The following is a 12983-nucleotide window of genomic DNA, read 5'->3' as shown; positions in this document are numbered from 1 at the left end:
GTCCGGCCGATCCCACCGATCCACCGAGGAGTCTGTTCGTGGTCCGCGCCGCCGTACTGCCCGCCGTCGGAGCTCCCCTGGAGATCACCGACATCGAACTCCCGGAGCCCGGCCCCGGCCAGGTGAGCATCAGCCTCGCCGCTGCCGGTGTCTGTCACTCCGACCTGTCCCTCTCCAACGGCACCATGCGCCTGCCGGTGCCCGCAGTCCTCGGCCACGAGGGCGCGGGCACGGTGCTGGCCGTCGGCGAGGGCGTCACCCATGTCTCCGTGGGTGACCCGATCGTCCTCAACTGGGCCCCGTCCTGCGGGGCGTGCTTCCACTGCGGGATCGGCGAGGTCTGGCTCTGCGCCGACGCGCTCAAGGGCGCTGCCAACATCCACGCCCGCACGGCCGACGGCACCGAGCTCCATCCCGGCCTGAACGTCGCGGCGTTCGCCCAGGAGACGGTCGTCGCCGCCAACTGCGTGCTGCCCGCCCCGGCCGGCATCCCGCTCGACGACGCGGCCCTGCTCGGCTGCGCGGTCCTGACCGGGTACGGGGCCGTCCACCACTCCGCCCGCGTGCGCGAGGGCGAGAGCGTCGTCGTCTTCGGGATCGGCGGGGTCGGCCTCGCGGTCCTCCAGGCCGCACGCATCGCGGGAGCGTCGAAGATCATCGCCGTGGACGTGTCACCGGAGAAGGAGGAGCTCGCCCGCAAGGCCGGCGCCACCGACTACGTCGTCGCCTCCGACACCACCCCGCGCGCCATCCGCAAGCTCACCGGAGGCCAAGGCGCGGACGTCGCCGTGGAGTGCGTCGGCCGCCCCGCCACGATCCGGGGAGCCTGGGAGTCCACCCGCCGGGGCGGCCGTACGACGGTCGTCGGCATCGGCGGCAAGGACCAGCAGGTGACCTTCAACGCCCTGGAGATCTTCCACTGGGGCCGCTCCCTCACCGGCTGTGTCTACGGCAACAGCGACCCGGCCCGCGACCTGCCGGTGCTCGCCGAGCACATCCGCGCCGGGCGGTTCGACCTCTCCATGCTGGTGACGGAGCGGATCTCGCTGGACGGCATCCCGGCGGCGTTCGACAACATGATCGCCGGCAAGGGCGGACGCGCGCTGGTCGTGTTCTAGCCACCCGCCGGGTTCTCTTTCGTCCCCCTCCTCCTGCCGGGCTCGCGCTCGTCAGGAGGAGGGGGACGCGGAGGGCAGCTCGCACTCGGCCCAGACCGTCTTCCCGGGTGCCCGGTCCCTCGGATACCAGCCCCAGCGGTCGGCGATCCCCGCCACGAGCACCAGCCCCCGGCCCCCCTCCGCCGGCCCCGATCCGGGTGCGGGGACGGAGAGTTGCCCGGGCGAGGGCGGCACCCGGCCGCTCCGGGTGTCGCTCACCTCGACCCGGGCCACCGGCCGGGGCTCCGCCGTGACGCGCAGCAGCAGGTGGAAGTCCCGCCCGGGCACGTGCCCGTGCCGCACCGCGTTCGCCGTCAGTTCGGCCGCGACCAGTACGACCGCCTCGTGCGGCCCGGTCCCGTACGGCACGCCCCACGCGTCGAGCCGCACGGCCACCAGCCGGCGGGCGAGCCGGGCGCCACGGGGAGTGGACGTGAACCGCATGGCGAAGACGTGGGCGGCCACGTGCGAGGAGAGGCCTGGGAGTGGGGTGGTGCGGCCGGGGCTGTCGATGTTGCTCGTCATGACCACCACGGTCCTCCCGGTGGCGTAGCGTGACCAGTGGTGACGCACCGACGCGGTCCGCCTGTACGCGCGGTACGGGCGCCGGTACGTGGAGCACGGCGTGACCGCGCCCGACGGGAGGCGCAGGTCCGGGGAGACGGGGTGCGATGACGGCGGAACAGACGAAGCCCGAGGCCGGGATCCGGCCGGGGGCGAGCGGGGACGACGAGAGCGGCGGCCGGGCGGCGGACAGGTCGAGCCAGGGCGTGGTCGTCGCGTTCGGGCAGAGCATGAAGACCCTGCGGGTGCGGGCGGGGATGGAGCGGGAGGAACTGGGCAAGCGCCTCGGCTACTCCGCGTCGACCATCGCCTCCTTCGAGCAGGGCCGAAGAATCCCGCCGCCACGGGCGATCGACCGCACGGACGAGGAGCTGGGTGCGGATGGTCTGCTGACGGTGTGGAAGGAGCAGTTGGAGCGGGCGCAGTATCCGGCTTTCTTCCAGGGGATGGCGCAGCTGGAGAAGCAGGCGATGGAACTCCTCGCCTACGACACGATGGTGGTCAAGGGTCTCCTCCAGACCGAGCAGTACATGCGGGGATTGCTCGCCATGCGGCGTCCGCCACTGGATGAGGAGACGATCGAGCAGCGCGTGACGGCTCGACTGGCCCGCAGGAAATTTTCGATCGTCGTCCGGCGCCGCTGCTGAGTTTCGTGATGGACGAGGCGGTCCTGCGGCACCGGTACGGCGGTCGTCAGGTGATACGTGGTCAGCTGGAACACCTGCTCCTGGTCGGCCGACGGGGCAACGTCGAACTACAGGTGATGCCGACCGAGTGCGAGGACAACGCAGGTGTGAACGGCCCGTTCACCGTCATCACACGCAAGGACGGCAAGAAGTTCCTGTACGTCGAGGCGCAGAACGCCAGCACCTTGTCGACCGACCCGGAACAGACGGTTCTCGCCGCCGCGCGCTATGGGATCATCCGGTCACAGGCTCTCACCCCGCGAGAGTCGCTGGCGTTCATCGAGAAGTTGCTGGGAGAGCTATGAACAACACTGAGCCCCTCGCCTGGTTCAAGAGCAGCTACAGCGGAACCGAGGGCGGCGACTGCGTGGAGGTCGCGGCGGGCGTGGGGGCCGTGTTCGTGCGTGACTCCAAGTCCGTGGCCGGGCCGGTTCTCCAGGTGTCGCGGGAGGCGTGGGCCGGGCTCGTCGGGCTCGCCTCGGAGGCGTAGTACAGCCGGTGGGCGTTCACCGAGAGGTTGTCGGGAGGAGAGCTATGAACAACACCGAATCCCTCGCCTGGTTCAAGAGCAGCTACAGCGGCGCGGAGGGCGGCCAGTGCATCGAGGTCGCAGCGGGCGTGGGGGCCGTGTTCGTGCGTGACTCCAAGTCCGTGGCCGGGCCGGTTCTCCAGGTGTCGCGGGAGGCGTGGGCCGGGCTCGTCGGGCTCGCCTCGGAGGCGTAGTGCAGCCGGTGGTTGTACGCGCGAAAGCCCTGCCCGTCCGCGTGGGACGGCAGGGCTTTCGCTTTCCCCGGAAACGGAATGGGCCGGGCTGCGCGGGAGGAGGCTCAGCTCTCGGGGGATGAAGCCGGGACAGGCGTCCGTGCCGCCCGCGCGCGGGTCCGGGAGACCGCGACCCCGGCCAGGCAGAGCAGCCCGCCCGCGACCGTGAGCAGGGCGGGGACCTCGTCGAGCAGCAGCCACGACATCAGCACCACCAGGGCGGGCACCGCGTACGTTGTCGCGCCCATCCGGCCCGCCGTGGTCCTGGCCAGGGCGTACGCCCAGGTGGTGAAGGCCAGCGCGGTCGGGAACACCCCGAGATAGACCATGTTCAGTGTGGCGGACAGCGGGGCGTCGGCCGCCTCAGAGACCAGCACCCCGGCGAACGGCAGGCAGGCGACCGTCCCGATCAGGCAGCCGAACGTGGTGATCTGCAGGGCCGATCCGTGCCGGAGCGCGGGTTTCTGGCTGACCACCCCGCCTGCGTACGTCACTGCGGCCACCAGGCACAGCACGACGCCCAGGACCGACGAACTCCCGTGCCCCGACATGGAGAGCCCGACCACCGCCGCCCCCGTGAACGAGACGGCCATGCCGACGAGCAGCCTGCGGGGCAGGCCCTCGCCGAGCAGACCGGCGCCGAGGAGGGCGATCAGGATCGGGCCGATGTTCACCAGCATCGCGGCGGTGCCCGCGTCGACCAGCTGCTCACCCCAGTTGAGCGCCACCATGTATAGCCCGAACCAGAGCAGCCCCGAGCCGATGATGCCCGGCCATGCCGCCCGGGCCGGCAGCCCCTCGCGGCGTACGAGCAGGATCGCGCCGAGCGCCAGGGTGCCGGCGAGCAACCGGCCCAGCGCCAGCGCCCCCGGTGAGTACGCCTCGCCGGCGCTGCGGATGGAGACGAATGCGGAGGCCCAGAGGACGACGGTGGTGCACGCGGCGGCAGGGGCCCGCCAGTCGCGTCCCGCGGTGTCCGGCGCGGCGGGGCGCGCTGTAGACGTTGTCATGGTTCGACGGTAGGGCGGGAACCGTTCGGCGCCCACCGAATTGTCAGCCGTCCGCGAGCGACGCGGGCTCGATGCCCAGATTCCGCGAGAGCGCCCGTAGCCCGTCCGGGGTGGCGCGCACCGCCCGCCCCGTCCCCACCCGTTCGCACCAGCCCGCGTCCAGCACGTGCCGGCACAGGGCGGCGCCCGAGACGCCCGCCAGGTGCGGGCGTCGTTCGGTCCAGTCCAGGCAGCCGCGAGCGAGCGGACGCCGTGACGCCCTGTCGAGGCGGACCCCGAGGTCCTCGAACCACGCCAGGCCCTCGTCGGTGAGCGCGAAGCCGGTGTCCTGGCGCAGCAGTCCGCGTCCGGTCATCGCGTCGGTGATCCGGATGCCGAGCCGCCCGGCAAGGTGGTCGTAGCAGGTGCGCCCCCGGGCCAGCGCGTGCTGGAGGCTCGCCTCGCGCAGGGTGCGCGGCGGTTTCTCCGCGCCCGGGGCGGCGTGGGCGGCCAGTTCCTCGATCAGCTGGGCGGTCCGGCCGTCGGCGAGCCGCACGTAGCGGTGGCGGCCCTGGCGTTCCTCGGTGAGCAGGCCGCCCCCGATCAGCTTGCCCAGATGCTCACTCGCCGTGGACGGGGCCACGCCCGCGCCGCGGGCCAGCTCTCCCGCCGTCCAGGCCCGCCCGTCGAGCAGGGCGAGGCAGAAGGAGGCGCGGGTCTCGTCGGCCAGCAGAGCGGCCAGGGCGGCGAGCCTGGGAGCTGCCGGATCGTTCGGTCTCGTACGGGCCATGCGTCCAGGATGCGTCACGCACGGTTCGGCGCGGGCCGAACCGTGCGGGAGGCGACCGCTTCCTCGTACTGGAGCGCGAGTCCGTCCAGCAGGGCCCGCAGTCCGGTCTCGAACGCGCCCTCGTCGACCTGCTGGCGACGGTCGGCCAGCAGGTGCGCCTGGCCGAGGTGCGGATAGTCGGCGGGGTCGTACGCCGTCTCGTCGTCGACGAAGCCCCGGGCGAAGGAGCCCAGCGCGGAGCCGGTGATGAAGTAGCGCATCAGGGCGCCGATGTACGTCGCCTGGGCGGGCGGCCAACCCGCCTCGACCATCGCCCCGAAGACCGCGTCGGCCACCCGCAGACCGGCGGGCCGGCGGCCGGGCCCCTGGGCGAGCACCGGGACGATGTGCGGGTGCGCGGCGAGCGCGGCGCGGTAGGAGACGGCCCAGTCGTGCAGGGCCGCGGGCCAGTCCCGGGGGTCGGACTTCTCGAACATCGACAGGTCGACCTGCGCGGAGACCGCGTCGGCGACGGCGTCGAGGATCTCGTCCTTGTTCCGGAAGTGGTTGTAGAGCGAAGGCCCGCTGACCCCCAGCTCGGCGGCGAGGCGGCGGGTCGACACCGCGTCCAGTCCCTCGGCGTCCACGAGCGCGCTCGCCGCCTCGACGATGCGGTCTCTGCTGAGGAGGGGCTTGCGCGGTCGGGCCATGCGGCACATAGTAGGGCCTGCAAGCGAAAAACTAGCAGTGCTAATTAAAAGTGGGGTGTCGCAGGATGAACCTGGAGCTGAGCGAGGAGCAGGATGCCGTCCGGCAGCTCGCCGAGGACTTCGTCGCGCGGGAGATCACCCCGCACGTCGTCGAGTGGGACCGGGCCGAGAGTGTCGACAAGTCGATCGTGAAGAAGCTGGGTGCCCTCGGCTTCCTCGGGCTGACGATCCCGGAGGAGTACGGCGGCTCCGGCGGTGACCACCTCGCCTACTGCCTCGTGACCGAGGAGCTCGGCCGGGGCGACTCCTCGGTGCGCGGCATCGTGTCCGTCTCCCTCGGCCTGGTCGCCAAGACGATCGCCTCCTGGGGCGACGAGGAGCAGAAGCGGCAGTGGCTGCCGAAGCTCACCGCGGGCGAGGCCGTCGGCTGCTTCGGCCTCACCGAGCCCGGCACCGGCTCCGACGCGGGCAACCTGAGCACCAGGGCCGTGCGGGACGGCGACGACTACGTCATCAACGGCTCCAAGATGTTCATCACCAACGGCACCTGGGCCGATGTCGTCCTGCTGTTCGCCCGCACCAACGACACCCCGGGGCACCGGGGCGTCTCCGCCTTCCTGGTGCCGGCCGACGCCCCCGGACTGACCCGGCGCACGGTCCACGGAAAGCTCGGGCTGCGGGGCCAGGCCACCGCTGAGCTGGTGTTGGAGGACGTCCGGGTGCCCGCCTCCACCCTCCTGGGCCCCGAGGGCAAGGGCTTCTCCATCGCCATGTCCGCCCTGGCCAAGGGCCGGATGTCGGTCGCGGCGGGCTGCGTCGGCATCGCCCAGGCCGCCCTGGACGCCGCCGTGCGTTACGCGGGCGAGCGCGAGCAGTTCGGCAAGTCCATCGCGAGCTACCAGCTCGTCCAGGAGCTCATCAGCGACATCTCCGTGGACGTGGACGCCGCCCGGATGCTGACCTGGCGCGTCGCCGACCTGATCGACCGCGGCCAGGACTTCGCCACCGCCGCCTCCACGGCGAAGCTGTTCGCCTCCGAGGCCGCGGTCCGGGCGGCGAACAACGCCCTTCAGGTGTTCGGCGGCTACGGCTACATCGACGAGTACCCCGTCGGCAAGCTGGTCAGGGACGCGCGGGTGATGACCCTGTACGAGGGCACCAGCCAGATCCAGAAGCTGATCATCGGTCGGGCGCTCACGGGAGTCTCCGCCTTCTGAGCCCTTGATTCACCCGGACTGAGTACCGGGTGAGTACGCCGGCGGATACCGGCGTACGCCACCGCGCCGGATGCTGTGCGGCATGAGTGATTCGACATCGGTCAAGCAGCAGAGCACCGCCGCCTTCTACGGACAGGCCGTCCTCTCCTTCGGGGTGGCGATGGGCGCGGTGGCCCTCGGTATCTTCTTCCTCGACGCCGACGCCTGGGTGCGGGCTTTCCTGGCCATCGGCGTCCTCTACCTCGTCACCTCGTGCTTCACTCTCGCCAAGGTCATCCGGGACCGCCAGGAGGCGGGCCAGATCGTCAGCCGTGTCGACCAGGCCAGACTGGAGAAGATCCTCGCCGAGCACGACCCCTTCCAGAAGCTCTGACGATCTCACCCCACGAGCGCTCTAAGCGCTTGCTCAGGTTCGGGGTATGGTGTTCGTCCTGCCAGCGGAAAGGGGCACGTGGCGATGGACACGGCGGAGGAGACCGACGGCGACAACACGCCGTGGAGCGAGGTCACGCCCGAGGCGGCGAGGCGGCTGCTCGTCGCGGCCGTCGAGGCCTTCGCCGAGCGTGGCTACCACGCGACCACCACCCGGGACATCGCCGGCCGGGCCGGGATGAGCCCGGCCGCGCTCTACATCCACTACAAGACCAAGGAAGAGCTGCTGCACAGGATCAGCAGGATCGGCCACGACCGGGCCCTGCGCCTCCTGGAGACGGCGGCGGACAGCGACGGCACGGCGGCCGAGAGGCTCGCCGACGCGGTCCGTTCCTTCGTCAGCTGGCACGCGGAGCGGCACACCACGGCCCGGGTGGTCCAGTACGAGCTGGAGGCCCTCGGCGACGAGCACCGCGTCGAGATCGTCGCCCTGCGCAGGCGGAGCGACGCCGCGGTGCGCCGGATCATCGGGGACGGTGTCCGGGCGGGCGAGTTCGACGTCCCGGACGTCCCCGGCACCACGCTCGCCGTCCTGTCCCTCTGCATCGACGTGGCGCGCTGGTTCAACGCGCAGGGCAGCCGGACGCCCGAGGAGGTCGGCACCCTGTACGCCGACCTCGTCCTGCGCATGGTGGGCGCCCAGAAGTGACGTGGTCCCGGGCGCCCGGCACGCCATGTCGCCCTGCGCGCCCGGCACACCACGGCACGCCCCGGCACACCACGGCACGCCCCGGCACACTCCGCGCGCCGGGAGCGGTTCGCCGTCGCTCAGAAGTAGTAGCGCGACACCGACTCCGCGACGCAGGCCGGCTTGTCGCCGCCCTCGCGCTCGACGGTGACGAGGGCGGTCACCTGCACACCGCCGCCCGCCTCCTCGACGCTCTTCAGCACGGCCGTGGCGCGGAGCCGCGAGCCCACCGGGACCGTCGAGGGGAAGCGCACCTTGTTGGTCCCGTAGTTGATGCCCATCTTGGCGCCCTCGACCTGCAGGACCTGCGGCACGAGCACCGGCAGCAGCGACAGCGTCAGATACCCGTGCGCGATCGTCGTGCCGAAGGGGCCGGCGGCGGCGCGCTCCGGGTCCACGTGGATCCACTGGTGGTCGCCCGTGGCCTCGGCGAACTGGTCGATCCTCTTCTGCTCGATCTCCAGCCAGTCGCTGTGACCGAGCTCCTCGCCCACTCCGTCCCGCAGCTCCTGCGCGGACGTGAAGATCTTCGGCTCTGCCATGGTTCTGGTCCCTGCCTTCCGGCTGTCGTCCGCCCTGTCCCGGGCGATGTCTAAGCGCTTGCTCAGCATGGTTGGGACTCGCGTCCCTGTCAACGACGGACCGGCCGGGTTTTCCGGGAGGGCGGCGGGGGGCGGAGTGCGGCCACTAGGGTGGGATGAGTGCCACAGATTCCGCAGACATACCAAGAACTCACCGTCGGTCAGCTCTCCGCCCGCAGTGGCGCCGCGGTGTCGGCCCTGCACTTCTACGAGTCCAAGGGCCTGATCAGCAGCACGCGTACGAGCGGCAACCAGCGCCGCTACACCAGGGACGCGCTGCGCCGGGTGGCGTTCGTGCGGGCCGCGCAGCGCGTGGGCATCCCGCTCGCCACGATCCGGAAGGCGCTGGCCGAGCTGCCGGAGGAGCGCACGCCGAACCACGAGGACTGGGCCCGGCTCTCGCAGGCGTGGCGCTCGGAACTGGACGAGCGCATCAAGCAGCTGGGACGCCTGCGGGACCACCTCACCGACTGCATCGGCTGCGGGTGTCTCTCGCTGGAGACCTGCGTGCTGTCCAACCCCGACGACGTGTTCGGCGACCGGCTGACCGGCTCGCGTCTGATGCCCGAGCGGGGCGCGGCGGACCGCCCCTGAGCGCGCGCACGCACTCCGGCGGGCTGTCCCGCCACCCCGTGGACGGGTGCCCGGCCGAGCCGTCCGCTCGTCCCGCCACGCCGTGGTGCGTGCCCGGCTGAGCCGGACGCCCCGGTGGCGTCCGTTCAGGCGGCCGATGCCAGATCCCGTGTCCGCGCTCCCCTCGCCTTCGCCAGCGCCCCCGCCGTGAGGACCGGGCGCGGGACCACGATGCCGCACCCCGTGCAGACCGGGCCCGACCCGGGTTCGCGGTCCAGGTCCTGGCGCCAGACGATCCCGGCTCCCGTGCAGACCGGGCAGACGGCCCCGGGCTTGGCCCCCAGGGCCGCGATCAGCCGCCCCAGGACCTCGGGCAGGGGAGCGCTGGGATGGACGTCCGGATCCTCGCAGTGCGCGATGCCGTTTCCGCCCCAGGTCCGCCGGTGCCAGTCGTCGAAGGAGCCGGGCCGGCGCAGCCCGTCGTGCTTCTCACGGCGCCGCCGCTCGGCGAAGCCCGTCTCGTACGCGAGCCAGACGGCCCGCGCCGCTTCCAGTTCCTCCAGCGCGCGCACCAGGCGCGCCGGGTCAGGGGCCCGGTCCTCGGGTTCCATCCCGTGCCGGGCGCACAGATGGTCCCAGGTCGCCCGGTGCCCGTAGGGGGCGAATCGTTCCAGGCACTTGCGCAGCGAGTACCGCCGCAAGGCCAGATCGCCCCGTGGGTCGCGGACCTGTCTCGCAAGACTCCGGAAACCGGCCATGGCACTGCCACCTCCGTCGCTCGTACTTCGGCGTCAAGGGATGGACGTACGACTGCCCGATTCGGTGCCATCGAAAGGTGAAATGGTCCACGGAATGAGACAGACCTTGTGAGGCCCTGCGTGAGGCCGTGTACCGGCATGTGGCGATTCAGAAAAAGTGACTGATGTTCATCTTACCGGCGGGGTGTACCGCCAGTAACCTCCGGCGCATCGGCCACCCGGAGGAGCACGCATGCCCCCACGCACCCGCACGCTCAGAACCGCCGCAGCCGCGGCGGTTCTCGCTCTCGGTACGTCCCTTCTCGCCACGGTCCCCAGTGCCGGAGCGGCGGAGCCCGAAGTTCTCGCCGTCACCGACCACTGCGAAGGCCGGTGCGCGGACATCCTGCCGCCCGGCGAGAACGGCAACGCCACTCTCGTCCAGATCCTCGGCAACAAGGCGTTCGGCACCCACCCCCCGCACAGCGACGACCAACTCGACCGCTACAACGGCCTGGTCGCGGGGCACACGAGCCTCACCGACCAGAAGCTGACCGACTTCTTCAACGACGCCTCGTTCGGTGTCGCCGCGGACCAGGTGGAGTCCGTGACGAAACCGCGCGAGGACGTCACGATCACCCGGGACAAGAAGAGCGGCGTCCCCCACATCAAGGGCACCACCCGCTACGGCACCGAGTTCGGCGCGGGGTTCGCGGCCGGGCAGGACCGGCTGTGGCTGATGGACCTCTTCCGGCACATCGGGCGCGGCGAGCTGACCTCGTTCGCCGGGGGAGCACTGGCCAACCAGGGCCTGGAGCAGCAGTTCTGGCCACAGGCCCCGTACACGGAGGCGGATCTCGAAGCCCAGGTCGAGCGGATCAGGACCACCGAAGGCGCGCGTGGCGAACAGGCGATGGCCGACGCCCAGGCCTACGTCGACGGCATCAACGCCTACCGGGTGAAGTCGAAGAACGGCCGCTACTTCCCGGGCGAGTACGTCCTCACCGGAAAGATCGACTCGATCACCAACGTAGGCGAGATCCAGCCGTTCAAACTGACCGACCTGATCTCGATCGCCTCCGTCGTCGGCGGGCAGTTCGGCGGGGGAGGCGGCGGCGAGGTCCAGGCCGCGCTCTCCCTGCTCGCCGCCCAGCAGAAGTACGGTGTCCAGGAGGGCACCCGCGTCTGGGAGTCCTTCCGTCAGCGCAACGACCCGGAGGCGGTCCTCACCGTCCACGACGGCACCTCGTTCCCGTACGCCGAGAAGCCCGAAGTGGCGCGTGGCACCGCTCTCCCCGACGCGGGCTCCGTCACCCCCGAACCCCTGATACACGACCGCACCGGCTCCGCCGGCACGAACGCGAAGGCCCCGGTGAAGGCGCCCGCCGCCCTCGCCCCCCTCCAGGGCATGTACGACGACGGCGTCATACCGGAGGGCTCGCTGCCCGGGTCCGGCGAGGGCGCGAACAAGCGGGGCATGTCCAACGCGCTCCTGGTGTCGGGCAAGCACACCGCGAGCGGAAACCCCGTCGCCGTCATGGGCCCCCAGACCGGCTACTTCGCCCCGCAGCTGATGATGCTCCAGGAGCTCCAGGGCCCCGGCATCAGCGCCCGCGGCGTCTCCTTCGCGGGAGTCGGCATGTACATCCAGATGGGCCGGGGGCAGGACTACGCCTGGAGCGCCACCTCGGCCGCACAGGACATCACCGACACGTACGCCGTCGAACTCTGCGAACCCGACGGCTCCGCGCCCTCCAAGAACTCCACGCACTACCGCTTCCGGGGCGCCTGCACCGCGATGGAGAAGCTGGAACGCACCAACTCCTGGAAGCCCACCGTCGCCGACTCCACCGCCGCGGGCTCCTACCGGATGCAGGTCTGGAGGACCGGGTACGGCATCGTCACGCACCGCGCGACCGTCGACGGCAAGCCCGTCGCCTACACCGCGCTGCGCACCACCTACCGCCACGAGGCCGACTCCATCATCGGCTTCCAGCTGCTCAACGACCCGGCGTACGTGACGGACGCGGCCTCCTTCCAGCAGGCGGCGAGCCACATCGACTACGCCTTCAACTGGTTCTACGCCGACTCGCGCACCACGGCCTACTACAACAGCGGCATGAACCCGGTGCGCGCCGAGGGAGTGGACGCCGCGCTGCCGGTCAAGGCCGAGAAGGCGTACGAATGGCGGGGCTACGACCCGGCGGCCAACACCACCGACTACACCCCGTTCGCCGAACACCCGCACTCCAGTGGCCAGGACTACTACATCTCCTGGAACAACCGGCAGGCCGAGGACTACTCCACCGCCGCGTTCGGCTTCGGCTCGGTGCACCGGGGCGACCTGCTCGACGACCGGGTCTCCGCGCTCGTCGCGGACGGCGGCGTCACCCGTGCCTCCCTGACCCGCGCCATGGCCGACGCGGCGCTCACCGATCTGCGCGGCGAGCAACTGCTGCCCGAACTGCTCAAGGTGATGCGCTCCCAGCCGGTCACCGATCCGGAACTCGACGCGGTGATCCAGAAGCTCGACTCCTGGCGAGCCGCCGGCGCCCAGCGCAAGGAGACGGCACCGGGGTCGCACACGTACACCCACGCCGACGCGGTACGCGTCATGGACGCGTGGTGGCCGAAACTGATCGAGGCGGAGTTCCGGCCCGGGCTCGGCGACGGGCTCTACTCCGCGCTGACCGCGAACCTGGCCACGGACGAGTCCCCGGCCGCCAGCCACGGGCCGAGCGGGGCGCACAGCGGGTCCGCCTTCCAGTACGGCTGGTGGGGCTTCGCCGACAAGGACCTGCGCCAGGTGCTCGGGCAGACGGTCAAGGGGCCGCTGGCGAAGACCTACTGCGGCAACGGGGACCTGGGCGCCTGCCGTTCCGCGCTGTTGAGCACCCTCAAGGCCGCGGCGGCCGTCCCCGCTGCCACCGTCTATCCGGGTGACGACAGCTGCGACGCGGGCGACCAGTGGTGCACCGACGCCATCGTGCACCGCCCGCTGGGCGGGATCTCGCAGAAGACGATCCACTGGCAGAACCGGCCGACGTACCAGCAGGTCGTGGAGTTCCCCTCACACCGCTGACTCCGCGGGCCGTGGGAGACGGGAGCCCGGCAACCG

The 12983-nt window shown here is 71.4% G+C and carries 14 protein-coding genes and 1 pseudogene; 9 read left to right on the top strand and 6 right to left on the bottom strand.

The window, feature by feature from the left end; translation table 11 throughout:
* Window positions 1-38: 38 nt before the first annotated feature.
* Window positions 39-1118, top strand: coding sequence for a Zn-dependent alcohol dehydrogenase (locus ABZY45_RS15935; RefSeq protein WP_356740246.1), 1080 nt, complete (start codon window positions 39-41; stop codon window positions 1116-1118).
* Window positions 1119-1169: 51 nt separating this feature from the next.
* Here the strand turns inward: ABZY45_RS15935 and ABZY45_RS15930 are convergent, their stop codons facing one another.
* Window positions 1170-1682 (bottom strand): ATP-binding protein, encoded by a 513-nt coding sequence (locus ABZY45_RS15930; protein WP_356740244.1) that lies wholly within the window; start codon window positions 1680-1682, stop codon window positions 1170-1172.
* 146 nt (window positions 1683-1828) lie between these two features.
* On the opposite strand from ABZY45_RS15930, the pseudogene ABZY45_RS15925 reads away from it, so the two are divergent.
* The 3 genes and pseudogenes from ABZY45_RS15925 (at window position 1829) to ABZY45_RS15915 (ending at window position 3130) form a co-directional block, all read left to right on the top strand.
* Window positions 1829-2712, top strand: a pseudogene (locus tag ABZY45_RS15925) (helix-turn-helix transcriptional regulator).
* Window positions 2709-2897: a DUF397 domain-containing protein gene (locus ABZY45_RS15920; protein WP_356740242.1), complete on the top strand. Its 189-nt coding sequence runs from the start codon at window positions 2709-2711 to the stop codon at window positions 2895-2897. Before ABZY45_RS15925 ends, ABZY45_RS15920 begins: the two are co-directional and overlap by 4 nt.
* A 44-nt stretch (window positions 2898-2941) precedes the next feature.
* Window positions 2942-3130, top strand: coding sequence for a DUF397 domain-containing protein (locus ABZY45_RS15915; RefSeq protein WP_356740240.1), 189 nt, complete (start codon window positions 2942-2944; stop codon window positions 3128-3130).
* A 104-nt stretch (window positions 3131-3234) separates the two neighbouring features.
* Here the strand turns inward: ABZY45_RS15915 and ABZY45_RS15910 are convergent, their stop codons facing one another.
* The 3 genes from ABZY45_RS15910 to ABZY45_RS15900 are packed head-to-tail and all read right to left on the bottom strand — an operon-like array spanning window position 3235 to window position 5637.
* Window positions 3235-4179, bottom strand: a complete 945-nt coding sequence (locus ABZY45_RS15910; RefSeq protein WP_356740238.1) for a DMT family transporter — start codon at window positions 4177-4179, stop codon at window positions 3235-3237.
* A gap of 43 nt (window positions 4180-4222) precedes the next feature.
* Entirely contained in the window at window positions 4223-4948 is a 726-nt protein-coding gene (locus ABZY45_RS15905; RefSeq protein ID WP_356740236.1) for a helix-turn-helix domain-containing protein, read from the bottom strand.
* A 14-nt stretch (window positions 4949-4962) separates the two neighbouring features.
* Entirely contained in the window at window positions 4963-5637 is a 675-nt protein-coding gene (locus ABZY45_RS15900; protein ID WP_356740234.1) for a TetR/AcrR family transcriptional regulator C-terminal domain-containing protein, read from the bottom strand.
* Window positions 5638-5702: 65 nt separating this feature from the next.
* Here ABZY45_RS15900 and ABZY45_RS15895 point away from each other — a divergent pair, with 65 nt between their 5' ends.
* The 3 genes from ABZY45_RS15895 to ABZY45_RS15885 all read left to right on the top strand — a co-directional run bounded on the left by ABZY45_RS15895 (window position 5703) and on the right by ABZY45_RS15885 (window position 7935).
* A complete protein-coding gene (locus tag ABZY45_RS15895) occupies window positions 5703-6854 on the top strand; it encodes an acyl-CoA dehydrogenase family protein (protein WP_356740232.1) in 1152 nt (383 codons plus the stop codon).
* A gap of 82 nt (window positions 6855-6936) precedes the next feature.
* Entirely contained in the window at window positions 6937-7227 is a 291-nt protein-coding gene (locus tag ABZY45_RS15890; protein WP_356740230.1) for a YiaA/YiaB family inner membrane protein, read from the top strand.
* An 84-nt stretch (window positions 7228-7311) separates the two neighbouring features.
* On the top strand, window positions 7312-7935 hold the full coding sequence (locus ABZY45_RS15885; protein WP_356740228.1) for a TetR/AcrR family transcriptional regulator: 624 nt from the start codon (window positions 7312-7314) through the stop codon (window positions 7933-7935).
* A gap of 119 nt (window positions 7936-8054) precedes the next feature.
* On the opposite strand, the gene ABZY45_RS15880 is transcribed toward ABZY45_RS15885, so the two are convergent.
* Window positions 8055-8516, bottom strand: a complete 462-nt coding sequence (locus tag ABZY45_RS15880; protein ID WP_356740226.1) for a MaoC family dehydratase — start codon at window positions 8514-8516, stop codon at window positions 8055-8057.
* Between the two features lie 159 nt (window positions 8517-8675).
* Between ABZY45_RS15880 and soxR the strand changes: the two genes are divergently transcribed.
* A complete protein-coding gene (gene soxR, locus ABZY45_RS15875) occupies window positions 8676-9149 on the top strand; it encodes a redox-sensitive transcriptional activator SoxR (RefSeq protein WP_356740224.1) in 474 nt (157 codons plus the stop codon).
* A 125-nt stretch (window positions 9150-9274) separates the two neighbouring features.
* Here soxR and ABZY45_RS15870 read toward each other — a convergent pair whose 3' ends face one another.
* Window positions 9275-9886 carry a hypothetical protein gene (locus ABZY45_RS15870; RefSeq protein WP_356740222.1) on the bottom strand — a complete coding sequence of 204 codons (612 nt, stop codon included), beginning with the start codon at window positions 9884-9886 and terminating at the stop codon, window positions 9275-9277.
* A 232-nt stretch (window positions 9887-10118) separates the two neighbouring features.
* On the opposite strand from ABZY45_RS15870, the gene ABZY45_RS15865 reads away from it, so the two are divergent.
* Entirely contained in the window at window positions 10119-12947 is a 2829-nt protein-coding gene (locus tag ABZY45_RS15865) for a penicillin acylase family protein (RefSeq protein WP_356740220.1), read from the top strand.
* Window positions 12948-12983: the final 36 nt, after the last annotated feature.

It is taken from the genome of Streptomyces sp. NPDC006516, assembly GCF_040611875.1.
Lineage (GTDB): Bacteria > Actinomycetota > Actinomycetes > Streptomycetales > Streptomycetaceae > Streptomyces.
This window is presented reverse-complemented; position numbering and strand designations above follow the sequence as displayed.